Annotated in this window: 24 protein-coding genes and 7 pseudogenes; 6 read left to right on the top strand and 25 right to left on the bottom strand. The window is 56.4% G+C overall.

Annotated features, from left to right (window positions below):
- Positions 1 to 728 precede the first annotated feature (728 nt).
- The 3 genes and pseudogenes from ACODNH_RS00290 to ACODNH_RS00280 all read left to right on the top strand — a co-directional run bounded on the left by ACODNH_RS00290 (position 729) and on the right by ACODNH_RS00280 (position 5,163).
- Positions 729 to 1,484: pseudogene (locus ACODNH_RS00290) on the top strand (relaxase).
- Positions 1,481 to 3,690 (top strand): annotated as a pseudogene (locus ACODNH_RS00285) (type IV secretion system DNA-binding domain-containing protein). The pseudogenes ACODNH_RS00290 and ACODNH_RS00285 overlap by 4 nt, the downstream one beginning before the upstream one ends.
- A 1,104-nt stretch (positions 3,691 to 4,794) precedes the next feature.
- Entirely contained in the window at positions 4,795 to 5,163 is a 369-nt protein-coding gene (locus ACODNH_RS00280; protein ID WP_434529912.1) for a hypothetical protein, read from the top strand.
- Positions 5,164 to 5,169: 6 nt separating this feature from the next.
- Here ACODNH_RS00280 and ACODNH_RS00275 read toward each other — a convergent pair whose 3' ends face one another.
- From ACODNH_RS00275 to ACODNH_RS00225, 11 genes and pseudogenes are all read right to left on the bottom strand, one after another.
- On the bottom strand, positions 5,170 to 5,319 hold the full coding sequence (locus ACODNH_RS00275; protein WP_160163340.1) for a hypothetical protein: 150 nt from the start codon (positions 5,317 to 5,319) through the stop codon (positions 5,170 to 5,172).
- A gap of 600 nt (positions 5,320 to 5,919) precedes the next feature.
- Positions 5,920 to 6,660, bottom strand: coding sequence for a hypothetical protein (locus ACODNH_RS00270; RefSeq protein WP_434529911.1), 741 nt, complete (start codon positions 6,658 to 6,660; stop codon positions 5,920 to 5,922).
- 93 nt (positions 6,661 to 6,753) lie between these two features.
- The gene (locus ACODNH_RS00265) at positions 6,754 to 7,062 is read right to left on the bottom strand and encodes a hypothetical protein (protein WP_434529910.1); all 309 of its coding nucleotides are present in this window, start codon (positions 7,060 to 7,062) and stop codon (positions 6,754 to 6,756) included.
- A gap of 144 nt (positions 7,063 to 7,206) precedes the next feature.
- On the bottom strand, positions 7,207 to 7,497 hold the full coding sequence (locus ACODNH_RS00260; RefSeq protein ID WP_434529909.1) for a hypothetical protein: 291 nt from the start codon (positions 7,495 to 7,497) through the stop codon (positions 7,207 to 7,209).
- A gap of 760 nt (positions 7,498 to 8,257) precedes the next feature.
- Complete coding sequence (locus tag ACODNH_RS00255; RefSeq protein WP_434529908.1) at positions 8,258 to 8,461, bottom strand: hypothetical protein; 204 nt, start codon at positions 8,459 to 8,461, stop codon at positions 8,258 to 8,260.
- A 622-nt stretch (positions 8,462 to 9,083) separates the two neighbouring features.
- Positions 9,084 to 9,572: a hypothetical protein gene (locus tag ACODNH_RS00250; protein WP_434529907.1), complete on the bottom strand. Its 489-nt coding sequence runs from the start codon at positions 9,570 to 9,572 to the stop codon at positions 9,084 to 9,086.
- Between the two features lie 135 nt (positions 9,573 to 9,707).
- Positions 9,708 to 10,074: pseudogene (locus ACODNH_RS00245) on the bottom strand (hypothetical protein).
- Positions 10,075 to 10,212, bottom strand: coding sequence for a hypothetical protein (locus tag ACODNH_RS00240; protein WP_004515894.1), 138 nt, complete (start codon positions 10,210 to 10,212; stop codon positions 10,075 to 10,077).
- A gap of 71 nt (positions 10,213 to 10,283) precedes the next feature.
- Positions 10,284 to 10,439 (bottom strand): hypothetical protein, encoded by a 156-nt coding sequence (locus tag ACODNH_RS00235; protein ID WP_186764110.1) that lies wholly within the window; start codon positions 10,437 to 10,439, stop codon positions 10,284 to 10,286.
- Between the two features lie 23 nt (positions 10,440 to 10,462).
- Complete coding sequence (locus ACODNH_RS00230; protein WP_261385056.1) at positions 10,463 to 10,675, bottom strand: hypothetical protein; 213 nt, start codon at positions 10,673 to 10,675, stop codon at positions 10,463 to 10,465.
- Positions 10,676 to 10,807: 132 nt separating this feature from the next.
- Positions 10,808 to 11,056, bottom strand: coding sequence for a hypothetical protein (locus tag ACODNH_RS00225; protein WP_434529906.1), 249 nt, complete (start codon positions 11,054 to 11,056; stop codon positions 10,808 to 10,810).
- Between the two features lie 85 nt (positions 11,057 to 11,141).
- Between ACODNH_RS00225 and ACODNH_RS00220 the strand changes: the two genes are divergently transcribed.
- Entirely contained in the window at positions 11,142 to 11,402 is a 261-nt protein-coding gene (locus ACODNH_RS00220; RefSeq protein ID WP_434529905.1) for a hypothetical protein, read from the top strand.
- Positions 11,403 to 11,504: 102 nt separating this feature from the next.
- On the opposite strand, the gene ACODNH_RS00215 is transcribed toward ACODNH_RS00220, so the two are convergent.
- From ACODNH_RS00215 to ACODNH_RS00180, 8 genes and pseudogenes are all read right to left on the bottom strand, one after another.
- On the bottom strand, positions 11,505 to 12,176 hold the full coding sequence (locus ACODNH_RS00215) for a hypothetical protein (RefSeq protein WP_434529904.1): 672 nt from the start codon (positions 12,174 to 12,176) through the stop codon (positions 11,505 to 11,507).
- A gap of 184 nt (positions 12,177 to 12,360) precedes the next feature.
- A pseudogene (locus ACODNH_RS00210) lies at positions 12,361 to 13,371 on the bottom strand (hypothetical protein).
- Positions 13,372 to 13,436: 65 nt separating this feature from the next.
- Positions 13,437 to 14,019 (bottom strand): annotated as a pseudogene (locus tag ACODNH_RS00205) (hypothetical protein).
- Positions 14,020 to 14,556: 537 nt separating this feature from the next.
- Positions 14,557 to 15,385, bottom strand: a pseudogene (locus tag ACODNH_RS00200) (hypothetical protein).
- 372 nt (positions 15,386 to 15,757) lie between these two features.
- Positions 15,758 to 16,393, bottom strand: coding sequence for a sensor histidine kinase (locus tag ACODNH_RS00195; protein ID WP_434529903.1), 636 nt, complete (start codon positions 16,391 to 16,393; stop codon positions 15,758 to 15,760).
- 216 nt (positions 16,394 to 16,609) lie between these two features.
- Positions 16,610 to 16,945, bottom strand: coding sequence for a PAS domain S-box protein (locus ACODNH_RS00190; RefSeq protein WP_434530000.1), 336 nt, complete (start codon positions 16,943 to 16,945; stop codon positions 16,610 to 16,612).
- Complete coding sequence (locus ACODNH_RS00185) at positions 16,860 to 17,057, bottom strand: PAS domain-containing protein (RefSeq protein WP_434529902.1); 198 nt, start codon at positions 17,055 to 17,057, stop codon at positions 16,860 to 16,862. Before ACODNH_RS00185 ends, ACODNH_RS00190 begins: the two co-directional genes overlap by 86 nt.
- Before the next feature lie 291 nt (positions 17,058 to 17,348).
- A pseudogene (locus ACODNH_RS00180) lies at positions 17,349 to 18,171 on the bottom strand (IS5 family transposase).
- Between the two features lie 319 nt (positions 18,172 to 18,490).
- Here ACODNH_RS00180 and ACODNH_RS00175 point away from each other — a divergent pair.
- A complete protein-coding gene (locus tag ACODNH_RS00175) occupies positions 18,491 to 18,772 on the top strand; it encodes a helix-turn-helix transcriptional regulator (RefSeq protein WP_434529901.1) in 282 nt (93 codons plus the stop codon).
- Between the two features lie 45 nt (positions 18,773 to 18,817).
- On the opposite strand, the gene ACODNH_RS00170 is transcribed toward ACODNH_RS00175, so the two are convergent.
- The 5 genes from ACODNH_RS00170 to ACODNH_RS00150 form a co-directional block, all read right to left on the bottom strand.
- The gene (locus tag ACODNH_RS00170) at positions 18,818 to 19,186 is read right to left on the bottom strand and encodes a hypothetical protein (RefSeq protein ID WP_434529900.1); all 369 of its coding nucleotides are present in this window, start codon (positions 19,184 to 19,186) and stop codon (positions 18,818 to 18,820) included.
- On the bottom strand, positions 19,179 to 19,742 hold the full coding sequence (locus ACODNH_RS00165; RefSeq protein WP_434529899.1) for a ParA family protein: 564 nt from the start codon (positions 19,740 to 19,742) through the stop codon (positions 19,179 to 19,181). Before ACODNH_RS00165 ends, ACODNH_RS00170 begins: the two co-directional genes overlap by 8 nt.
- Complete coding sequence (locus tag ACODNH_RS00160) at positions 19,630 to 19,989, bottom strand: ParA family protein (protein WP_434529999.1); 360 nt, start codon at positions 19,987 to 19,989, stop codon at positions 19,630 to 19,632. Before ACODNH_RS00160 ends, ACODNH_RS00165 begins: the two co-directional genes overlap by 113 nt.
- A 737-nt stretch (positions 19,990 to 20,726) precedes the next feature.
- Positions 20,727 to 21,632 (bottom strand): hypothetical protein, encoded by a 906-nt coding sequence (locus tag ACODNH_RS00155; RefSeq protein WP_434529898.1) that lies wholly within the window; start codon positions 21,630 to 21,632, stop codon positions 20,727 to 20,729.
- Between the two features lie 152 nt (positions 21,633 to 21,784).
- Positions 21,785 to 22,093, bottom strand: coding sequence for an AAA family ATPase (locus ACODNH_RS00150; RefSeq protein ID WP_434529897.1), 309 nt, complete (start codon positions 22,091 to 22,093; stop codon positions 21,785 to 21,787).
- 422 nt (positions 22,094 to 22,515) lie between these two features.
- On the opposite strand from ACODNH_RS00150, the gene ACODNH_RS00145 reads away from it, so the two are divergent.
- Positions 22,516 to 23,538 (top strand): tyrosine-type recombinase/integrase, encoded by a 1,023-nt coding sequence (locus ACODNH_RS00145; RefSeq protein ID WP_170083097.1) that lies wholly within the window; start codon positions 22,516 to 22,518, stop codon positions 23,536 to 23,538.
- 241 nt (positions 23,539 to 23,779) lie between these two features.
- Here the strand turns inward: ACODNH_RS00145 and ACODNH_RS00140 are convergent, their stop codons facing one another.
- Positions 23,780 to 24,847: a hemolysin family protein gene (locus ACODNH_RS00140; protein ID WP_206043429.1), complete on the bottom strand. Its 1,068-nt coding sequence runs from the start codon at positions 24,845 to 24,847 to the stop codon at positions 23,780 to 23,782.
- Positions 24,848 to 24,922: the final 75 nt, after the last annotated feature.

Genomic DNA, 24,922 nt, shown 5'->3' with positions numbered 1-24,922 from the left:
AACTAGGGGCTTGCAGATGGAACTTGCAAGACCTTGCTGATAGCGTCACTGGCAGAAGTTGAGCGCTGCAACGGATATCGACACAGATCAAGAACTATGCCACACTGTAGCACTGTGGGAGTTGATTTCGAGTAAGTACGATGCTGACACTCGGGCCGCCGCAATGGAGGAAGCATCGGAGAAACTGCAGGAGCAGGTAGCGAAAGCATCTGGAACGAGAAGGGTGAGGACTGATGACAGAGCGAGATGACAGTCTACTGCAGATATACACGACCGAAGTGAAAACAAGGAATGGATCAAAGAGCGGGCTGACAATAGAAGGGACAGACGATCTCGGATATACGGCCACGAGGTCTCGTTGAAGAGCATATTGATCGCGAAACTGGTGAAACCCAGTATCGAGCGGTACGGGACTGATACGCAACTTGAACTACTGTCATGGAAGAATATCACGGAGTGATATCTCGGATGAGCTAGTAGCGGAGTTCGAATCTGAGACGTTGGAGGAACTGAAGACGGTCCAGAAGGTCCGGACAGCATACACCATCGCGATCTGGAAACTGCTGCAAGAGGACCACGATGACGCACACCTCAGATTAGCGATGAAATTTGCTGACTGACCGCATTGGACGGGAGCCAGCTACAGAGACAGCGAACGAGAGTGACACAGGCTCAGGAGAGCAGAATCGTGAGTCCTCGGTCCCGGCTAATGCTGGGGGTGACAGTGCATGATACTGCCAACGGATTATCAGCGGAATGGAGCAGGGAACCTCGTTGACTACATCCGACGTGATCGCGACCAGGATGCCGGCGAGACAGTTGACCTACGGAATCCAGCTGGGCGAGAACTGTCCGACCCAGAAGTAGGCCGATTTGTCGACAAGAGTCAAGAGTTCGGATTCCAGCGGCATATGATCGTCTCTCCTGACCCCACTGGACAGTATTCTCCAAAGAGGTTCAGACCAACACTCGGGAACTTATGAACCGCGAGTTCGCCCAGCAGCCGACAACTGACTACGTGTACGGAGTCCACCAGAATACGGAGTTCCCACACGCACACGTCGCTGCGACCGGGGAACCAGCAGAGTTGGAACTAGATCGAGAGGACATCCAACAACTACGCGAACAAGCAGCGACCGTATTTGAAGAACCCACTCGAACGAGAGACCCAGCGGCAACTGCTCGCGATGCTCCAGAGAATCCCGGTCGAGTCGTCGATCAAGAAGCACGGGAGCAGTTCCACGAGGCAGAGTTGTCGCTGAACCCCGACGCCGAAAAAGCGCTCAAGCGGGCGAGTGAGAAAAGCCAGCAGAAAGACGCCCGACAGCCCACAGCTGAGAAAGAGCGCGCTGAAAGCAAACCAAAGCCACTCTCAGAGGGCGCTACGGAGAGGGCTGAAGAACAGGCCGACAACTGAGCGCGAACCCGAAGTTGATCTTGAACGCGAGCAGGAACCCGAACGCGAAGTTGGGTGGTGGCAGTGAGTTCTAGTTCTTCTGCCCCACCTGGACAACGCTCCGGTGAGGTCCCGAACAGCCTCAAGTACGACAATGTCGTCGGGTTCGTCTGGGCTGGGTTCATGCTGCTGTTCCCACCGATGATCGTCGATAGCGACAAGGTTCTCCCAAAGCGGTTCTGGGCGTGGCGCTACATCTACCTCGGCTTTGGACTCATCAGCGCCGTGTTCTTCTACGACGTGCTTGTTCAAACTCCAAGCGCAGCGCTGTTGTTCCCGTTCGCACACGTTCTGGCCGCTATCTCAGTCGGGACACTGTTCGCTGACTTCACGGTGCCCGGGTTGTCGCTGCCGATGCTCTCGTACTCGACCACTGCAATCCTGTATGCCATCTCAATCGGTATCGTGTTCTCCGGGGAACTGCTCCGCCGGACCTCGCCGGAAATGCTCGCGATGAACCAGTGGGACCACGACGACGGCGAGTCCGTCGTCCCGCTGAAGAGGTCGGCCACGAACACGACGACGCGGAACTGCCGTTCACGCTCGATCAAGATGTCTCCACCGCCGTCGTGGGCGAGACTGGTTCGGGGAAGACGTCGATGATGAAACTGCTGGCCTACCAATTCCCCTATTACAGCGATACCGCGGTCATCGCTCACGACACTGGCGAAGACTTCCAAGCGTTCTACGAGGAACTTGGGTTTTGAGGTTCAGCGCATCCGTCACGAGGACAGCGATGTAGTCTGGAATCTGTTCAAAGACGCTGACTCTGAGTCGGACTTCCGCGAGGTCGCCGGCGCGATCTTCGGCGAAGCCGACGGTCATGACCCATTCCATCGGCCTGCCAAACAGACCTTCGCAGAGATGCTAATGTATCTCCACCTGAGCGCACAAAAGAACAACCGCCGCCATGCCCTGTGTCACGCGGATATTGTCTCGCTACTCAACGAGGGTCATATCGCGCTCAAGAAAGCACTCGACGAGTTTGACCGACTGGACTCGGGCCACATTGATCCTGCCAAGGGGAAAGGCGCACAGAACGTCTACCAGACCATCAAGGAGAACGTCGATCCTGTCTTCACTGGCGACTTCGGAGAGTACGGGGAGTTCTCCCTACAAGAATACATCGAGAATCCAGAGGGCCGGGTCCTCATCATCGACTCGAATCCGACGGAACTGGAAACGCTCGGGCCGATGTACCAGTTGCTCGTGGACTGGTCGATCCGCTACGCGATGAACGTCTCGAACCCGACGGTCCACATCCTCGACGAGATTGACGCGCTGCCGGCACTGACCCAGGTCACGAACCTCACGGCTCGGGGCCGGAAACACAAAGCACGGGCACTGGTCGGCGTCCAGACAATCGGCCAGCTCAAGGACACGTACAGTACGATCTCTGGGATTGTCGGCAACTGCCCGCAGGGCGTGTACTTTGGGCCGGGTGACAGCGAGTCGACGGACTTCATCCTCGACGAACTCGGCGAAAGCCGTCAGTATGATCGCTCTGAGATGGTGTCGATGAGCCACCAGGGACGCGGCGAGAACCCACGAACACAGGCTCGGGACACGTACAAAGAAAAGGACAAAACACCGGTCACGTCTGGGCTGCTCCGAGACTTCCAGCCCGGTGAGTGCGTTGCCGTCTCTCGGACGACGTGGGTTCACGGCCAGTCCTACGAACTGGCCGACGTTCGCGACAGCCTGCCGGCACAGGGTGCGGAGTCGCCGGGCAGTTCGGAACCGGAACCCACTGAGGATAATACCGACATCGAGAGTGACAGCTGGTTCTCGTTCACTCGGGCGCAACTCGACGATATATTCCGTGGGTCAACTGGTGAGACTGACGACGGTGAGTCTGAGAGAGTGGCCCGGATCGTGACCCTGAAGTTGAGCCAACCGTCGACGCGACGGATGGGTTGGGCGACGACGATTCGAGTAACCTACTCGACCAGACAACAGCAAGCACTGCCGTTACGTCACCGGACACGGACCACCCGGACCTATCAGATAATGAAGGTGAGTTCGACGGTGGCAGATCACGACCAGCAGTCCGACAACAATGGTGGTGACATCGCCTCTGACGAGTCACCGACTCCCACTGATCCTGAGACGGAATCTGCTGAGCAAGGGTAAATTCTCTGAATCAGTCCACAGAATCAGACGCTACTGAGACTGATGAGCAAGACAAAACAGAGTCAGAAGAGAGAGGCCACGACCCGGCCGGGTTCATGTGACTGCATCTCCACAGAGTAGCGATACTGCCTAAGAAAATCTACACTTTTGCGGATAACCCCTTCGATCTCGCTTTGTCTCTTCACTGGGAGAGTCCTTTGGCTATAGCGCCTCAATCGAGCCATTGTTAAACTCCCAGTAAAGTCATCTTCAATCTAACTGATTCTGGGTAGAACCGCCAGACGTGAGCGGTTTTTCTCTCGGTCTGAATCTATTAGCTAAATGACTGATTCGCAAAAAATCGCAAGACGTGCGTGGGTGTGATTCACAAAATAATCGGTCCTTTAACTTGCCGTGCTTTGCGGGGCGTTCTGAGAGCGATTTTCGCGAGAATTGTGTCGCCGATCTAACACTGGAGACGCAGGTCGATAGGTCCGACACAAACCGGGAAAGAATCCGTTCAGGCCACCCGCACGCACACCTATTGGAATGCAGATAGGTCCCAGCTTGTGCCACCGAAGTCCAATCGTGACCTGCACACGGTCGGGCAGCCCCACCGAGTGTCATGCGGGTCCACTGTGCCACGCACGTCGCCAGCCCGTCGACGTCGAGGCCACACCGATCATAGTTCTCACCGGAACTGAGCCAGAGCTGGCAGACCCACGCTCGGGCCTAGACTCACTACCGACGCTCGCACCGAACTCAACTCGTCGAGTCAACAACTCGGCGAACACACCACTGTATCCGGAGCTTTGTATTCGAATCTCAACACTTCTGATAGACATTCGTTTCGTCCGATGCTATGATCGTAATTTAGTGTGCCATTCAGCCGGGGAACCGCCCGATCTCCGGCGGGGATCGCGCCCGCTACCGCAGGCACGATTGGACCGGCGTGAGGCGCGCGATAGCGCCGAGCGCAGCGCCCCGTCGTCCGAGTGAGCGCTAGCGAACGAGGACAGGACAGACGACCAGCGGGAGTCGTCAGTGGCGTCGCGCGCTGTCACGACACACCGCGCTTCCATTTGTTTCAGCCCGGCCGGCAGACCCACGCTTGCGATCCACCCGGTCCCCCTGTCGGGACTGTTCCTCGCTGGCTGCCAGCCAGATACCGCCCCAACCCGGAGCTTTTTGAGCGATGACGGCCAAGTCTGAATCGCACCGTTCTCATGTCACAGCAACACCTTTCTCCAGAGCAACAGCCATCCAGCCAGCGCCAGATTCCGAGCATTGAAGCGATTGGGCCGGTCGTCGACGAAGTGATCGACATCGCCCGCCGAGAACTCAAGCACCCGATCAAAGTTCGCCTATGGACGTGGGAAGACCGGGAGTTCAAAGTCCGCGTCAAGCACTGGTATCCTGCCGGGGCAAACAACCGGTACGGATACGAGGCGATCATCCAGTACCACAGTGACCGTGAAGTGGTTGAAGGCTTTTTCGCTGAGAGAGACACAGAAACTGATGAGCTGGAAGTTCTTGCCAGGACTGAGTTTGGCCGTATCCCAGATCCAGTCGAAAAAAAGAGAAGAGTAGTTTGACCGACGTCACTTCACGACCTCGCGATAGCAGTCCTCACAAAGCTGGTCAAACGACTCGTTGCGGTCAGAGTCATGGAACGATCCCGACCGAATCCGGACCTCATCGAACTCGGCAATAAATACGTCCTCACAGCGTGGACATTGAATTTCTCCCATTTGATATCTCACCTCCCGGCGGCCCTGTCTGGCCGCCACCTGCCTGCGGCCACACAAAATCGAGGTGTGTCTATCCGGGATTCCGGGCCCAGAAAACAGCTACCCAACAGCTCCCCAGACTGCGCCGACTGTCTTGGGTAGACCACTGAGGACCGCAGCAGGTTACGTTGCTCGAAGCGCGCCACACTCCACACAGTACTCCTCAACTAGTGCGGTAGCTCCAGAGACCGTTGGATGGGGTATTGACTTTGGAGAGACCGCCCACGCGCCACAGTCGTCGCAGGACCCCGCTGGCGTCAAGTGAGAATGCGTCCGCTGCGAATTGTGCGTGTTCGCAGTTTGCTTGCTTGCGCTTCTCCTGTGCAGTGTCATGTGGAGTCCCCCTCCTCGGACTGTAGCTTTCGTTCTCGTTGCATGCACTGCACCCCGAGGAAGACCACGACGTTCGGATGACGGTGTCATCATCGGTCACGAGCTTGTATGCGGTGTTGGTTTCACCGTCAAGCCGAAAGACAGCGATGTACTCGTTTGATTTTGGGTGAGGGATTCGTTGGCATCCTGACCGCTGGTAAGCTGTTCTATCGGATTTTCACTCTCCTGTTAGTTGACATGATACTCGCCACTTTCCGGAGCGAGTCGCAAAAATGTCGCGCTATTGGCTTGTCTAATCCAAGCACGAGCAGACAACAGAAGATAGAGTGCGTTTCCGTCCACCTTCCGGCGGCAGGCCGGGATCGCGCCCGCCACTGCAGGCACGATGGACCGCCGCGAGGCGCGCGATAGCGCCGAGCGGAGCGTCCCGTCGTCCTCGTGAGCACCAGCGAACGAGGGCTCGACAGACGAGCATCGCGAGTCTGTCGGTGGCGTCGCGCGCTGTCGCGAGCCACCAGCCACCCAGCCCCGGTTCCTCCCCGGCCCGGCTGGCCCACGCTCCACCCACACACCAGGACATCCGGCCCGCTCACAGCCGCCACCAGACTGACCCACGTCTGACGCGCCGTCGCTGTTGTGCTCCAGTCCGTGCGCGCGGTCGCTCGGCGGCCGCCCGGCGTGCCGGTGGCCGCCGGCGAGGCCGCGTGCGCGAGCACCGTCGCACCGACCGACAGGCCCCCGCCCGGAGGAGGACGCCCTAGCTGTCGGCGTCAGTCCTCGCCGTGAGGTCCCGCGATGGGTGGCGGCTCCATGCTGGATCGAAAGGTCCGAACACCCAGACTCAGGACAGCGGGCCTTCCCCAGCGTCACGGCGACCGCCGTGGTCACTGTCCCGCTCGTTGGCCCACTGCGTGCGTGTCTAGACTCCGCCTCCCACGGGGCCACCGTCTGAGCTCTCACCGGACGCATCCGAACATGCTACTCCCGTGTCCGGTCGGCGCGGGACCGTCGCCTCGCGTCGAGGATGCACATGAGCGGTGTCACTCGTGACGGCCACCGTCTTCATGCCGTTGTACTCGCTCGGGCTTGCCCCCAGAGATTCGCACCCGGTCGCCTTCGTGGAGCGTGCCGCACCATCTCGCCGCCGTGCACCGACTTGCCCCAGACCGTCACCTTCGCCGCTCGTGCCCTCGTCGTCTTCGATGTAGAGGCCACCTGGTACTGATTGCGGGCGTCGGGCTCCTCGATGAGGTGCGTGACTTCGCCCTCAACCGTACACTCGTAGCCGTAGGGCGACACATCCGCGAGAGGCGTCGGTGCCGTCCAGTTGCGGCTCGCGGGCGTCCCTGAGCACGGTGAAGGAAGCGTCATGCAGGCTGTCACAGGTCGCCCACCTGTCGGACACGAGGGCCAGCAAGTCGCCGGCTCGCGGCCGCTCGGGACAGCTGGTCGTCTGCTCGCAGATGGCGTCGCGGCCTGCTGATTGACGCGCGTCCAGCGTGTCGCGCGTCCATGTCAGCTTCCGTGGGTCAGTCGTGGATCGAAATGCGTCCGGCGCGCTCGGTTCATCGGCGTCTGCGAGCTGTCGGTTGCCCAGGCTTCGCGGTCCACACCGTTGGCGTGTTTGCGGGCTATCTCAGAGTGTCGGGCTTGCTCGGCTTCGCGTCCGTGGCGTTCCTCCTGCTGTTCCAGCGTTTCGCTAAAGCGCCGGTCCGGGCCAACCTCGGTCGAGCGGGTCCAGTCATAGCGCGATAGTCCTCCTGCCGGGCGTAGTAGTTGCCACGGCTGTCGCTGCCCTTGATTCATCCGAAGATCGAGTTCGTCGCCGTTCTCGGTCTCGGCGACCGGCTTCTAGAAGTTGCTCGGGGCCACCTTTGACGTGGGCCGAGAGGGAAACCTGCTGGTTGACTTGCCGATGCTTTCTTGCCGCTGGAATTGGTAGCGTACATTGTCTTTCAGCTTCCATACGGAAAGACACTTGTCGGGTGTACTCAGCACCCGATTTCTGCGGCGTGAAACTGCCCTGCCAGCGCCGCGTGCGTCGTGCCTTTCCGTATATAATGCACATGGGCGAGCTAGTACTTAAAAGATATCGGACCACTTGGATTGTTTCAAGTGCAGTATTCGGGATGTCTTGGCTGGCTGTCTGCGCGGTGTTTTGTGGTTCGCGTTTCGAGGGAAGATTAGTATATAAATGCTCGGGTAGGCTGGTTGACACCCCGGCGGGCGGTCCTATCGTGTGCGGGTGCGGTGAGCCAGCATCCCGCGCGGCCAAGCGAGTGCCGGATGGGTGAAAGCCCGGCAGCGCAACGTCAGTGAGCAGCCCGGAACACAGGGCACGCAGTGCCCGTCCTCGTTCCGGCGAGGGAGCGCCGGCCGCGAGGGTTCCCCAGCCGGATCGCGCGCGACTCCGACGCGTGCGTTCGATTACTGTTGTGCTGTGCCGTAGCAGTCGGGTGGGACTGAAAGGGGCACGCCGCTGGCGCTTGTTGTCGTCGGCTCAGCGACCCCTATCCGAACGCGGTGAGGATATGTCGCGTGAGCGACCGCCAGCGGCGTGGGGCTTTCAAAGATGTGCTGGTCCGGCACCGAGTCCGTCGTCGCGGTGCCGTTCGGAGGTAGTCCCGCAAGCAGCGCCAGCCGTCCCGTCGAAGCCAGCAGTGCCGCCGACAGTCAGTCGTGCCGCCGACGTCCGAGCCACCAGTAGCGCCACGTAGTCCCGCCAGCAGTAGCGGACGCCTCCCTCGACACCGTCACGAGTGCCACACAACTGACCTCCAGACCCAGCAACACCAGAACCCACTCGCCATCATACACGAGGCGCATTCCACCAGTACCCTCTCCGCCCACCCACAGCTCACGTCCCGGCTCCGGCAAGAACAAGAGAGCCGCCCAGCGGCGGCTGCCCGGCGGCCAGAGTCACACCAGCCAGCCACCTGTTCCTGCCCGGCCGTCAGTCCCACGCCGACACACACTCGTCTCACGCGCTCTCAGCCAGCCTGCCAGCCCCACGTCGCGTCTCATCAGTCATCCACCCGCTTCGCCCGGCCGTCTGCCCCACGCTGAGAGTGACCGACTGCCAGCGCCAGTGCAGTTGTGTCCCTCTCGTCTCCAACCGCGCGCGACTCTGACGTGCGCGTCGTCTCTCCTCGGAACAGCAGACCACCAGGGCTAGACGACTCGTTGGTGGCCCTCCGTACACGTCACGACAGGCTCAGTGCGCGGGTCCCGAGCCCGTGGGTCTGCCTCGACGTCGACAGTCTCGGTCTTGACGATCGCTGCGTCACAACCTTCTCTCGGGCATGAGTCAGGAGTCTCCGACATTCGTGTTCCTCACCCGCCAGGAACACACAAAATCGGGTTCGACAAAAACTGACTGCCGCGGCTCTCCCTCAGAAGTGAACGTCGGCGGGGACGATCCAGAGGCTATCACTCTCGTCCAGAAGCCGGTCAAGCTGCGTCCGATCGCGAATCCCGCATCCGTGTTCCTCGTACAGTGCAATCTCTGGGCCCTTGGCGGCTCCAACTTTCTGGAACGCATACCGACAAAGGTCTTTGTCGCGCATGATCTCCTCGTCTGAAAGCTCGTTGAGGGTGTCTTTGACCGCTTGGAGATTCGTCTCAAACGCGGACTTCGTTGTCTCCCAGCCCTCCTCAAGTAGTTCTTGGCCGGCCTCGGAGTCGACCGGGGCCGCGGTCGGACGCTCGCCCCATCGGGATTGGCCTGCGACGGTGGAACTCTCGTCGAATGTGACGTAGTAGTCGAACACTGCGCTTGAGTGCCTGTCGACACCGACCAGGTTGTCGAAGACGCCTGTGCCAGCGGCGAGTGCCTCGTCTGCTGTCGATGCCTCAACTAGCGCGTAAATGAGCATATGCATTGGTAGACCGTGACCTGCCGGCGCTCTATGCACTGCAGTCAGTGCGACGCCGGCACCCTCGCCGGCGCACACAAAATTCTGACCACGGGGTCCGGTCTTGCTATCGAACACAGACCTCTATCAGGGGAGTCCGACCTACATGAGACGAGCGAGAAGCCGCTTGAAGGGACCCTGTGTCCCGGACTCTGCGAGGACTTCAATCTCGACGACGCAGGAACACAGTAGCAGTTGCTCGCCACACGCGGGACACTCCTCGTAGTCGCACAACCGATGATGTACCTCGCCACGCTCGACGCCACAGGCGGGACAGGACCGGTCCCCCCACCGTTCGGGATCGATCACAGTGGTCGGCCCACTGCTCTGGAGAATCTGCAACTCGTGAGTGAAGATACTGACTGCCCTCTCCCCACGGAATCGGGTCGGAAGCCACTCCATTGATGTGGTAGCGCTTGTCGACACAGGCCGCTACCTCGTAGGGCTGGTCGCAGTCAGGACAACACATCTACCTCTCACCCCGTGGACGACCCTGAAACACCTCGCCATCGGCCTGTGCCTGTCGATGCTGGGCACGAATATCTGGTCGGTCGTCAGTGTCATCGGTTGGAGACTGTTCGTCGACGGACTGCTGTTCGGTGCTCATATTCGGGAACGCCTCTCACCCGCCAGAGGCACACAAAATTGGCAGCGCGAACAAGCAACTGAGTGGTTTCGTTAGGCCTCTGCAACGTCCCAGACAGAGAGATGGCCGCTCGAACAGACGCCAGCGTGACGCCCGACAGCTATGCACGGCCCGTACTCTCCGTCGACACACGCGATGCGCTCGGCGTCGAAGATCGGCGCGTCGCACTCGTCGGTTCTACAGGTCATATGGTGGGACGAGTCGTTGGAGATCATCTCTCGCCCTCCATCGCTTGTTGACGGAGCTCGTCTTCGCTTGGGAGGTCCCAGCCGTGGTATTCGCGAGCGACATGACGCGCTCGCTTGACGTTGACGACGACGCCGGCTGCTGGAGACTGATGCGCCTCAGTGCGCTCTTTCAGGTATTCTGGATGGTTGCGTGTGTACGTGCCAAAGCTGAGGCTGTCTGGCCCACTCTGGCTCATGACGACATAGCCCTTCAACTTGGTCTGGATCGCGTGTTTATATGACATAGTTGGTGGTCAAGACGCTCTCTCCGGAACGCCTCTCACCTGCCAGAGGCCCACAAAATTAGGTGAGAGTCCCCCACTGTCAGACTAGGATTGCTCTAGCGGTTCGACCCACTCAGGAGCGGCGTCGTGAGTACCGTAGTAGAGCGAGTTGTCCGGGTACTGATCGTCGTCAGCCTCGACAGAGACAATCACGTTGCCGGCGCTGCGCGAGATGCCTGAGACAGTGCCCACGACCTCGTCGAGTGGACCCAGTCCATCCGTCCAGTCGACGCGAACGCGGTCACCGTAGTCGAAGTCATACTCCTCGAACGAAGGCGGCTCTGTGTCACTCATGATGTCCTCCGGCCACAAGGGAGTCAGAAAATTCTGCTTGACCCAGACGGAGCGTTGATGCTGTTTGCCGAGAGAGAAAGAACTGATGACCGAGTTGCGGGTTCGGAAACCCGACGGCTGGACAACCGTCTCGTTTCCCGATGACGTTGCGACGATCTCGGTCGTCGGCGGGAAGGTCGACGGCCAGCTGTGCCTGACCCTCACCGGTGAGCGAGAAGATGGTCCCCGGATCGTCGAAACTGGTATTCTCGACGTCGACGAAACTGATGAGCACTTGCTGGAGAATACAGTGCCCCGGACCGAGGACGGGACGAGTGTCGTTTTGGATCGGCTACTGCCGGATTAGTAGCCGCTTTTTATACGGTTTCTTTGCTCATTAGAGGGTCTGAAACAACTGCTCTATAGATCTGTGTATCTCGCAACGGAAATCACACCGCAGCCAGGACAGTCAAGGGGGCTGATGAGAGGTAGTCACAACGGTACGAATAGCCGGAACGGACGCGAAAAACCGGGCTAGAGCGCTCCGGGTGTTGTCCTTGATGAACGCCCGCATCCCGATTTTCGACTCGTCGAGATACCACTGACCGCCGTCCCTATAGGCGGTGTCCGCCTGCTCGTGGTAGTCCAGTGCCTCTCGAACGCGTGACTCGGTCATGTCGCAGGCATCAGCGAGTTCCGGGACCGTCTTCGGGCCGTCGCTCAGCTCCTCGGCGACGAGGTGGCTTACCTGCATCGATAGAAACACTTCACTGGAGTCGGCGTTAACCATTTTGTCGTCGCCCAGTCGAATGTCTTCCCGGAGGCTATAGAGTGCGTCCAGCATAAGCCAGCCACCGCCGCCAACTCCAACCGCGGCGACTGTTGCGTCTCCCCGCGCCCAATGTGCGACCACACCGGCAGCTATGGCAATAAGGCCGAGCGCGAGTTGGAAGTGGCGTTCATCCAGTCCGGGCAACGGACGCGCGAGTTCAGCAGATTCACCCACGAGCACGACAACTGCGACGATGATGGCCTGCGACCAAGTGAAACCGAACACGATACCGAACAGCGCGATCAGCCCCACGGCATAGGCGGCACGACGGACGGGGCTGGTGCCAAGCAGGGAGTCCGTCAGGGACATTATGTGTCAGGAAAGGGTCCGATTCCTAAAGTAATCCGGCTATGGTTTCATGTTCAAAAACATCAATACAGATGTGTCGTTGCTGAATGCACCCTCTATACTGACCACCCATCGAGAACCACAATGTGAGCTATGAAGTGTCCTATGGCACCCTAAACACCGTTACACTCTGCCGACACGGCAGTTACCGCTCCCACGGGAAGAACCCGTGTCGCTCGCGATAGGCACTGATCTGGTCTTGGAACTCCTGCTCCTGGAAGTCTGGCTCGTCACCGTGGATGTCTTCCGGTGAGACACCGTCGGGAAGATGCTCATAGCCCGTCGACTTTACTGTCGCCTCGTCCTGCTCGGGCTCGTGTCGGTACTGTCCGCATTCCCTGCAGGTCCAGATCATGCGGTCGAGATGGGTATGGCATTCGAAGCCATCGAACCCGTGGGATTCGTGTCCCGTCACGGCGCCACACTGCCAGACAATAAAACTCGATACCAACTATCTCCGGTTCGGCTCTCGCTTGGTGGCGCTGCACGACGCCGGGCACAAGCCAGTACGTCCCATCGTCCTGTCTGAACTCCTCTGTGAGACGCTGGAACTCAGAGCGATCGGTGATGGGCGTCCCATCCTCGAGATAGATTCGTGGCTGGACGTCGCCGTCCCAGTTGGTCTGCTCGTCGGCTGTCTCCAAGAGCGCCTGTCCAGTTCCCTCGTCGAGCCTGGTTTCGGTCGGCAGGTCGGGCCAGCCCTGAGTGAGATTCGACGCTGGCTCGGTGCCAAATGCTGCTCGACATTTCACCGTTCCGTGAGAGGTATCCTCGCCACTCGCGATGCTGTCGGACACGGAGAAGGCCGCAGCGCCTAGTGCCCGTGCGTGAAAGTCAATGTTCGCGTCGACGAGTGCGAGTACGACCCGACCGAACGTCCACTCCCCAAGTGGGCTACTATCCTGATCGTCAGAAGGAATCTCTGAGATCCCAGTTTGAGCGCAGAGCGGACACTGGCGTTCATCTTGTGGAATGTTCTGTCCACAGGTCGAACAAGTGCGAGTCTCATCCTCGTTCCCCCTGGATACCCGGTGGATTCGAGGACCCGTTCCCGTCCGTTCCCCCTTGTTTCAGGGTCAGAACTCGCTGCACCGAGGATATCCGCGGGGTCGTACTCAGGATTTCGGTCAGTCACACGCGTGGTTGCGTTCGTCATCGTATTTAAACTCCGGCCCCGAGGGTCACAGAAAACGAATGCAGCCGAGACAGAGCGTGAGCTGGCTACTCGCCGTCCGTGCCGTCCGCGACCTCTTTGATGAATGGATCTGGTGACCTATCGAGGTCATACTGTTCGATGAGTTCGAGGGCAGCCAGCGCTGCGCCTGTGTCTGCAAGATCGGTCGCGAGCAACTGCTTGAGACGAAGAGTGCCTTTGTCGGCACGGTTGGAATCTGAGCCACGCAGTTGCGTACACTCCATGAAGAGACGTCTCCAGGCAGTCGCCGAGCCGATCACCGTGAGATTCCAGTCCGGGGCCTCGTAGCTTGAGGACGACTGCCGACGATAGTGTCCTTCGAGTCCGTCGAGCAAGTCGTCGATGACCGTGCCCTTCTCAACGGTCCGTCCGTGTTTGATGTACTCCGGGTCGACGAGATTGCGCCACTCGTCGTAGGAGTCGATATCGTGCTCGACAGCAAGCTCAACTTCGATTGTTTCGAGACAATCGGCCTTCCCAGTTTCATTCACGCGCCGCAGTCGGTCTGCGGTCCCTTCGGCTTGGACGGTCAACTCTGGGAACGATTGCGATTCGCTGGGTTCTGCCTGTTCTCCGGTCTCGACTGCTGTTGGTGGTTTTCGATGCCATGGTTCTTTTCAGGACGCTCCCGCTGGAGCACCCCTCACCCGGCTGTGGGTGCAAAAAACTCACAGTCTGGGCACGCAATTGCTGAAGAATTGGCACACACCACTGTTTCCGGAGAAAACCACCAGACAGCGATGGTGTTTCACTTGAAATCCGGTGTGTCGAGTCCGGGACTGGTCAGATCTCAAGAAGGTGTCGTAGGGGTTACCTAGGGTTGGTTTGTCCTCGTTGCTTTCCTTAACTACCTTTTATTTTATATAAATATAGAAAATATTAAGGCTTCAAACGGGTAGATTTCAATTATGGACAGCAACCTCACACCCGACGAGTGGGATCGAATTAGAGCGTTCGCACGGGCTGCAGATTGCCGCCAACGACCCGAGATACTGCTCCCTGAGGAAACGCTTAAACGCGACTAAGATACAATCACGCTCTGGTCCGCACCTGATGACTGGCTCCTACAATGTTCTAAGCAGTTCAGCAGAGCGGAATACGACCAGCCGTACTGTCGGCCTTCGATGTACTCAGCGCGAGATTAACTCACACTTCAAGTTGCTCCATGGGCTCGGCCTCGAAGGTAAGCAGATGTGATCGAAGACGGGCGTAGGCCCCGTCGCCGTCAGTGGTGACGCAGTACCGGTTCAGCCTGGCCTCGCGAGGATTCCCATGGTTCTCGTCCCACGCTTCCAGCGTGAACTCGTGGGCCTTCAGCTCACCGTCAGCGGCTTCAAAGACGGCCGCAACCGACGGCGTCCCGTGGTTGTCAGCGACGTAGGCCACTTCAACGGCGTCGTGGCCGGCGTCAAGTTCGCTGCCAGCCATCGAGTTCTTCTGGCGGCTCCTCGGCGAACTGTTCGATCTCGCGCTGAGTCAGTTCGGCTTCCGCTGCGTCGCGCCACGCCTGTTTGATATCGTCGGCTTGGGACTGCTCGATCTCCTGAAGGACCGTCGGTGTCGATACAGTCGGCGGCCCAAGCAAGCACGGTCTTGGCTTTCTTGTGCTGCTCGTCTGGTCCACCGTCCAGCTGCCCGAAGTTCATCTCGCGGGGCGACATCAAGAGGACCGACGACCGCCAGTAACCCGGATCGGCCTCACGGTCCTCCGTCGGCATTGGGAGCCCACGACTCCATCGAGGTTCGGACCTCTTCGTGGTGGCCGAAGCCAGTTCGGACGCCGCCGGCGCGCAGGATACGTTCTGCGAGGTCGATTGTGCGTTCTTGCTCGTCTGCGGGAACCTCATCAGGCCGGTCAACATCGGCGTAGAATGGTAAGCCGACGTTGCTCGATGATCGCCTCTCGGTAGTTCGGAATCAGCAACGGTTCCTCGACGAAGATCGGTTCAAACGGGGGTTCGGCTGTAGGCAACATACTGGAAAGCCTCCAGCCACGGAGGCCGCCACAAAATCGCTCTTGGGGGAGAGTCCGGTCTAGAGGAACTGGTCGGCAGTGTCGCCATGAGCTCGCTTCCAGGGCGTCCCAGTCAGCCATCGTATCGTACTCTGGCCGGATTTCACCGTCCGAGAGCATATCGTCGACGAACGCGTAGACCTGTTCGTCGACGGGCGCGTTCTGCAGGTCGCGTTCCCGAGCAACGAATCGAACACCACGGCCTTGTTGAAATCCTCATTTGGTGATAGGTTTTAGGGGTCCTGCCGAATACATAGAGAGCACCTCATACACGCTACCATCGATTTACTACCGCACTGTTCGATGCATAGGTGACAGACCTTGTCTAAGCACTCACGCGAAGCCTTTCTGCTTCGCCATCTCAATCTCAAACCGCGCTCCACCATCGGTTCCATCGGTTATAGACAATTCCCAGCCATGCGCTTCCACAATCCGTTTTATGATGGTCAACCCGAAACCAGTCCCACCCCGTGCTGACGAATGGCCAGGCTCGAACACTTCGTCATGCTTTTCGACTGGAATTCCTGGCCCATCGTCTTCAACATAGATTCCCTGTTCATCGTGACAACCCACACGGACGGTCACGTCGGACCCACCGTGTTCAACAGCGTTGCGGAACAAGTTCTCGAACACGTGCCGTAGCCGATCGGGATCTCCTTTGAAAGTTATCTCATCGATGATCTCGATATTTGCGTCCTCCGTGTCTACTGTTCCCCAGCACTTCCCGACAAGGTCAGTCAGGCTGACCGACTCGGTTTCGCTAATCGTGTCGCCCTGGCGAGCAAGCGTCAACGTGTCCTCAACGATTGCCTCCATCCGGTCGAGTGCTTGGACAAGTGGCTTGAGATGATCACTTTCGACCTGCTCTGCGAGGAGCGTTGCACGACCATGTGCGACGTTGAGCGGGTTCCGCAAATCATGGGAAACAACACTCGCAAACTCTTCGAGGCGCTCGTTTTGCTGACGCAATCGTCGCTCTCGTTTCGACGCGTTCAGTCACGTTCCGAGTGACCCCGATCAGGCGCGTGACTTCACCGTCATTGACCATCGGCGCGAGTTTCGTCTGCCAGAAACGTGCTCCCTCATCTACCCGGAGCTCCTCCTGATACGAGATAGGCTCGCCGGCGTCTGACACAGCGGTGGTAGTTGGCTTCTAACTCAGCCCCCTGCTCCTCGCCGAACACATCACGCGGTGTCTGGCCCTGTACGTCCTCCGTCGTAATTCCGGTTTGCCGCTGCGTAGGAGGGACTGAGGCGTCCGAATTCAAATCGGACACTCTCCTCTCGTTTTTCGACGTTGATGAGAAAGATGGCATCCCCGACGTTGTTCAACAGGGCTTCGTACTCTTCGGCAAGTTCCCGGGCTTCGGCCTCGTACTCCTTTCGTTCAGTGATATCCCGACTGCTGAGGAGAATCCCATCAATGATGTCGTCGTCAAGTCGATTCCGCATTGTGGCTTCGATCCAGCGCCACGAGCCGTCGGCGTGGCGGAATCGGACCTCGACAGTCTCCGAATTCAGAGGGGTCCGAGAGCACTGTCTCCAGCGCGTCGGCGTTTCGTTCTCGGTCCTCGGGATGGACAAACTCGTATCCTTCATGACCAATCAAGTCGTCGGCGTCGTAGCCGAGCACCCGTGTGCACAGCCTGACTGACGTAGGTTATCGTCCCGTCGGTATCAACGACTGTTGCGAGATCATTTACCTCCTCAACGAGCATCCAATACCAGTCAACCCCGTGTTTATCTTTCTCTCGGGGTGTCGTATCTTCTTCCATTAGTCGTAGTGCGTCCAGTACCCATGTATGTATTTTTGAACCGGATTTCTATCCAATAGAAGAGATTTCTGTATCGGTCACACCGCTACTGACGGAGATTAGTGGGTTTCTCACTCGCCTGTGAGGTACACCCTCTATATCGTCAACGTTCAGAGTGCCTTGTCGATGTTGATCGAGTGAGACAGCCGACAACGAGTTCACGGAACTGCTTCCACCAGTACCGTGAGCGGACGAAGGCACCGTACTTCCGTTTAAGACGGGAGTTCACCGTCTCGTTCTGACTGCGCTGACCGTAGAGATCGGCATCCAACCGAGCATTCCACGCTCTGTGAAGCGACGAGAACTCGCGGTGCTTGATGAGCGGACGAACGCCAGTCTCACGGGCTAACGTGCAAATCTTCTGATCATCGTACCCCTTGTCGCCAAGGAGAACCGCTACTCCCCCGGTATTCCGCTTGATGAGCGACGGCGCAATCCTCGAGTCGTGTTTTCGTGTTGTCGTCACGTGTACGTCGAGGATAGCATTCACCCTCGTGTCCACGAGAATCGTGACTTTCAACTGCTGAATTGTCAACTTCGTTCGCTTCGTGTAGTGCTTCGAGGCATGACTGCGGTCGAACCCGGAAGCGTCGATCCCGACGACACCGTTGGTTGGGAGAAGCGTAACTGAAAGATTAAGAAGAACCCCCAGACCGCCATATCGAGTCGGTTGAACGCTTTGCATAGCGTTGAGGGCGACGGGAGTTCCTCAAGGTCGATGGCTCTTCGAATCCGGGGCATCTCGATGAGTTCGTCAAGAAGCATCCGGTACATCGTATTCTTCCGAACTTTGAGGCAGATCAAGACGATGTGTTGGTGGAGTGTGTAGCGACGTTTCGAGAACTTCGAAGAGTAGCGGGCAACAGCTCGCCGAGCCAAGTGGTACGTATGCTCAACGAACCGGAACAACCGCGACTTCGGGAGGACTTCCATACGATCAGACTACTATGTGTACCTGTAACTCTCCGAGTATTTCAACAGAACTAACACCGCAGAACGAACGGCCGTCGGTTGCGAGTTGCCAGAGCAGGAGCTTTCGGTTCTGGTAGGTTGCGAGTTCGGTGAGCAATGCTTTGTTTTGGCTGTCAGTCAGGTTGTGCATGGTTTGGCAACCCTCAGCCGGGATGGGTTCATAAACTGACATTGAGGATAAGGCAAGTGTCAGTACAGCTCTTTGAGGAGGCCGATTAGGCTGCGATTTGGGTAGCTGTCAGACCACAAGATTATCAATGGTCTGTCACGATCTTTGGCAATGATGAACGACCTGAACAATACAGAACGGGATATGCTGACAGTAATTGCAGGCTTAGATGCTCCGATGGGGACGGAGATCACTGCCGAACTCGAAGAGTACTACGATACAGAAGTCACAGCGGGGCGTATCTACCCGCAACTGGACGCGATGATCGAAAAGGGTCTCATCAGAAAAGAAGACAAAAACGGACTAGGAAACGAGTACGACCCGACAAAGCGCGGGGTGCGAGACCTGCAGGCGCACCGAGAATGGGAGAATCAGTATCTGGCTCTCGATTGACCAGTTATCCACATAGCAATCAGTGACATGATTTAGCATGGGCGGTCACTCGGTTTCGTCGGTATCTACCTCTAAACCTAAAAATTTCAAAAACTCTGTCCGTTTGTGATCAGTCACAAAATCAACCAGTGCAGGGTAGAACTCATCATTTTTTGATATTTCTCCACCACCAGCAAGGACAGACTGTGCGTTGGCCTCTTGAAATAGCTTGGAGATGTCATCTTCTCGGTCGTTACCGAGATACATCGTAACCTGGTTTCGATCTCTGACTGGAATATCTGCTTTGGGTCGAGAGTCTGCTGCTTCAGTTTCAGTCTGTCCAGTTTTTTCTTCTGCGGTTTCAGTATCTTCAGCGTTCTTATCGCTATCTTGACTTTGATGATCACTGAACCGCTCTTTCAGATCTTCACTCATTGTTTATTTCCTCCAGTAGCTCTGCGATGCTGAGATAGCAGTCGCGAAGCTCATTGACTGGGTCACTATCCCACGGATAACCCGCATCGTCCGGATCGTAGGCATAAATTGATGTTTCGTATTCGATAGCGTGTTCAATTGCGTCTCTGTCCGGGATTGAGAGGACTCGATCTTCTCCAAAGGTCTCAGTGAACCAGTCCTGCATATCTTCTGCGATGGAGCCTTGAGCTGGGACTTGATTTAGGATGGCTCCAATAGCCCTAATCTTGACCTCGAACTGGTCTTCTAGAGTCTCTACTTCATCAAACAAGATCTTAAGCGACTCCTGAGCGATAACATTCGGCTCGCTTGGGAATAAGACGTTCTCTGCAGCGAGAAGTGCAGCATCGGCGAGCGGCCCAAGATTTGGAGGCGAGTCGATCAGGACATAGTCATAGTCGATGTCAGAGCGGTTGAGAGCGATTTTTAGAGACTTGAAAGCCTCGCCGATCAGTGTACAAAGACTTCTCGGCAAGGAAATTCCGCATATGGGCAGGAATAATGTCGTACTCCCCACCGGAGATGATGAGATCATCTAACTGGTCGAATTCCATATCTCCATCTTGGGTTAGGACATCAATCAGTGCCTCCGCGTCTTTATTTGGATTATCAGAGAACCGTCTATATCGTCCTTTATGACCGAGTTTGAGCGTTAAGGCTCCCTGCGGATCAGCATCTATTGCGAGCACATCATGGCCACGTTCAGCGAGTGCGCCTGCCGTGTTTATCGTTGTCGTTGTCTTTCCGACTCCTCCTTTCTGCATACCAATTGTGACTCTCATGTACGCACCTCTCGAAATTTTCGAAGTTTGCGAAGTTTTCGGGCCATTCGTATATGTCGTATATTACGCCATGTACATAAATTCCAGTGCGGCAGATATAAGACATATATTACGCAACTTCCGTAAGGCTTGGAAGTTGCGCAATATCCGCAATATCCGCAATATCCGTAATATACGTAGTGTCCATAATTTCCAGCTATTTCGAATAGTACGGCTGTCACTGTCGAATCAAGGGTAGCTAACTGATATTTACTCTTACCCCCATTGGAGTCGGGTCCGGGTTATGAAATTTAGCGTCTCAAGCAGTTGTCAACCATTTTTCGGACACCCACACACCGTCTTCGAAGTATCCTTCTGGATTGGCGTTTGTGGAGAATAGTCGATAACCAACTCATGCAGAGCAGTTTGAGGAATAATGGATAATTGAAATGGTGGAAGATAAGATGTTGAATTGACTATTATAAGAGATAGATTTAATAAGAAGAGAGGAAAAACCAAACCCGTACCACTACTTGAGTAATAGTATGAACAGACTAAGAATCATCAAGAGCATCGCAAAGTATGCCCATAACTCCACTACTCGCTTATTTTAAGCAAAGATACTTCGAAGACGGTGTGCCTCTCTCTATCTATTCTGATTATACTTCAGAACAACTTATCCGTGGAACCTGCCACAAAGATACTTCGAAGACGGTGTGTGGCTCCCCCTATGTGATATTCTAATCCTCCGCAAAATTGCGCTTCTGTGCCTGAATCACTCGCTTAAGGCCATCTTCGTGGTGACTCAAATCAGCAATACGTTCGTCTTGCTCTAACCGCTTCTTGATTTCTCCGGGTCTACGCTTGAACTCATACATCAAGTACATTCCCCCACCTTGTTTTCCTCCAAGGCTTTTCCTCTCGTGATCGAGCTGCCCATACGTCCCGACCTCACGGACATAGTTGTTGAACGTCTCCCGTGTCCGTCCATCTGCATCAAGCACATCCGTCAGAAACTGGTACACCGGGAACGCTACCCGCGATGACGCCGTCGTTGACCCACTCTTCCCGAACTCCGCCACCGCGGCTGTCGCATATAACGAGATTTTCTTCTGTGTCGTCAGTCCTTCCACAAGCTTGAGAGAACGGTCAGTCTCAACATCCTCTTGAGCTTCCCGAACGTGATTCTCGGTCACAGTCAGATCACCGTTCTCATTCGCGACGTCGCCTGCCTTCCGAAGAAGATCAATAGCTTTCCGAGCGTCTCCATGACTTTGAGCAGCGAAGGCAGAAGTCAACGGGATAACGTCCTCGGATAATGCGTCCTGAATAAATGCGTCTTCCCGGTTCCGGAGAATCTCCTGTAGTTGGTTAGCATCGTAGTCGGAAAAGGGAATGTCCCGTGGGTTGAACGAACTTTCCGCTCGTGCGTCCAGGTTATTCATGAACTCAGGGTCGTTGGTTAGTGCAGCTACTGATACCTGAATATCTATGCTCTCAATGCTGGCGCGGCTGAGTTGGTAGATTAAATCCGAATATGCGGGTTCGCTTGAAGATGACCGCCGACCGAGTAGCAAGTCAATTTCGTCTAAGACAAACACGACAGAGTCGTATCCTTCATCTAGCAGTATCGTAGAGACGGTCATACTTCGTACTCGTAGAGACGCCATGCCGCGCGACTCCGATTTCTTCGTTGAGGTCGTGAGCAGCTTCACGGACAAGTGCGTACACGGCTTCGTCAAGACTCCTGAGATTTTGGCAATTAATTCGGAGTGTACCGAACTCATAACCCCGATTCTTACGATATGTCTCGGATTTGCCGGGCAACAGCGTCAAATATCAGTGATTTCCCTGTTCCTGCAGGACCGTAGAGTAGTAAGTTCGGTGGGCGGTTTTCATTCAGAACCTTCCGAAGATTAGAGACGACAGTTCTCAGTTGATCGTCGCGGCCAACAATACGGTCTCTGTCGATAATCGTGTCGGGCTCCACTAAATTCCGATTTCTGAACACTGACTCCTCGCCTGCCTGTTCAATCATCTCCCGCACGGTGAGTGAATCGTCAGTATCTCCCACATTATTCCCTGATGAGTGGTCGCTGTCAGTCATATATCCCGATGTATCTCCCATCCACATAAATATACTACACCACGTTCGAAGTAACATCTCACTATTCTTGGCAACTGCAGTCTCTTATACCCGGAATATCGTTATCTACTAAAATAGAATTCACACACCATCTTCGGAGTATCATTGGATATCCAAACACACCGTCTTCGAAGTATTATCGTCATGTCCACAACAAGAGCGGATAAAAAGCTCATACCATTACTTGGATGAGAGTTATGTTGTTCATTAAAGGACAGAATTTGAGCGAGATTGATATAGCTACATAGACTTTATCAGACACAGAAAGTCCGTATATTCTCACACAGAGTGCCTGAAACGTCGATATTCTGGTTTTGTGTTTAGGTTTGTATTATTCACATAAGCACCACCAGTTTTACCCGCACCCCCGCTGTACGGGAAGCATGAATCGTCTTCCGCCTGAGTACGACGCTACTCCCCGGGATGACGCCCTCGAAGCAGCCATCGACAAGCGGCTCGTCGATATCGACTCCGGCCGGTACCGAACCAACGTCGCCAGCGTCCTCCGAAAGTTCGCAGCATGGAGTCGGGACCAGCACGGTATCGCTGGTCCAGAGCATATCGACGACGACCTCTGTCGGCAATACGCTCGTGACCTCGCCCGTGCCGAGAGCCGAGACGAAATCTCCCCAGAGACTGCCCGTCGCTACTTCGCCTACGTCCGCTCGTTTCTCACATGGGCCGTCTACGAGGGCCTGATCCCGACGAACCCAGCCAAGACCAACCACGCCGAAGGACCACTTCCCACCGATGAGACTGAGAGTGACCAGCAATACTGGACGACACGCGACCGCGACGCCATCTGTGCCACTGCGACCGCCCGCGTCGACGACGCCGGCGAAAGCGAGGATATCGACCGCACGGCAGCCTACCGCGACCAAGCACTCGTCTTCCTTCTCGCCTACTCAGGGGCTCGCAGTGCGGAACTCGTTGCCGTCTCCGACGATCAAGACCGCAACGGCCTTCGGTGGCGGCACGTCGACCTCGACGCCGGCACAATGCGGGTGTTCGGCAAGAATCGTACTCGTGAGTCTGCGCCGATCCTCGACGATGCTATCCGTCCACTCCGACGCTGGAAGCAACTTCGAGAGCCTTCTGACGACGAGGCTGTGTTCCCCAGACTCGACAACGCTGCGAAAGCGTTGGAACCGACGCCGTCGATCACAACGCAGTCAGCACGAAATGTCCTCGCTGACCTCTGTGAGTGGTCCGACTATGTGTTCGAAGAACCGCTGAAACCACACGGTGCTCGCCGTGGCCTCGGTCGGGAAATCTATCGCGAGAATCCACAGCTTGCACAGGACGTACTCCGTCACAAGTCTATCGAGACAACCCACGAGGGTTACGCACAGGAGGCGGCAAAGCGGACACGTGATGAAGCGAACGATATCATCAACGGTGGATAGGTTGCTGACCCCTCCTCATAAGAGAGGATACAGACGACACCAGCGTGTCATAGAAACGTTCGCAATCCTGTTGCAGTCATCGGTGAACGATTGGTACAGGGAAGCCTGCCAGTCCGATCTGTACGATCTATAGCCCGCTCCGCGAGAGAGACAGCCTGATAAAGTGGTTCTGACATCAGTTGGAGATAGCGAGTCCACTGATATATTGACGAACGATTACTTTTTGATGACTCGGTATTTTTTACTCGAGTGCGCTAGAGCTGCCTTGGTCAAGCGGATCTTCGATATCACCAATGATCGTTTCCAGCAGGTCAGTGACGGTCACCAGTCCAATAACCTCGCCGTCTTCGATGATGAGAGCCATCTCTTGTCGCTCTGCCTGGAACTGGTCGATCGCGTCGCTCACATCGGTATCGGGCGAAAGCGTCATCGTCGGTGCCGCCAGTTCAGTGAACGCACCGTTGCCACTAGCGAGTTCCTCGCGATGGCTGAACAGAGCTGGACTGTAGACGATCCCATAGAATTCAGTCAAATCTTCACCGATTAGTGGATACCGTGTGTGAGGGTGCTCTTCGAGCTTTTCGAAGTTCGACTCGGCTGAATCCTCAGTTGATATGGCTACGATTTCTTCGGTGGGAATCATGACCTCTCTCACTGACTGTTCCCCAATCGTCAATGCGTTCATGATCTCTTCACGCCGCTCTGCGGGCAATTCACCTTCCTCGAGTACCGATCCAAGCCGGTTCCGAAGGTCAGCGCGGGTTTCGATGACTTCTTTCTCGGTTTCTGTCCATGCCTGAGTCATCTCGATGCCGAACAGGCCCAGTGTTCCCTTTGCAACCGAATCACCGACCCAGATGGCTGGAGCGAGTATCTTGGCAAACCAGTACAGCGGCCGTGACCCATACCTGGCGACCTGTTTGGAGCGTTCGACACCAAGGTAGGTCGGCGTCTGTTCCCCGTGCGTGAGGTGGACTAAGTTGATAATAAGAAAGCCGAGTAACGAGCCAGCCCCGACCGATGCGAACGTGGTGTTTTCGAACACCGGTTCAATCAGAGCCGCTAGTCCAGGTTCGGCGATAATCCCTAATGCGATACTCGTTGCGGAGATCCAGACCTGACAAGTGGTTAGATAAAACTCCAGATCAGTAGTCATTTGCCAAGCAAGCTCAAGCCCAGGCGTATCGAACTCCGATTTGGAATACTGTCTGACACGAGTCAGCGCGAACTCGATCGCGACAAAATACGCGTTCACCCCGATGAGAATGATACCACCGAGAATCCGTAATCCAATCTCAAGCGGCTCCATCATCCGGCCGTACCAACACCAGACAGAAAATAGTGCGCAGTTCAAGATCAGTAAACATACTCTCTGGGCGGCTGT

Source organism: Haloarcula sp. NS06, from assembly GCF_051122755.1.
Classification (GTDB): domain Archaea; phylum Halobacteriota; class Halobacteria; order Halobacteriales; family Haloarculaceae; genus Haloarcula.
The sequence above is the reverse complement of the archived record's forward strand: the minus strand, read 5'-3'. Positions and strand labels throughout refer to the sequence as shown.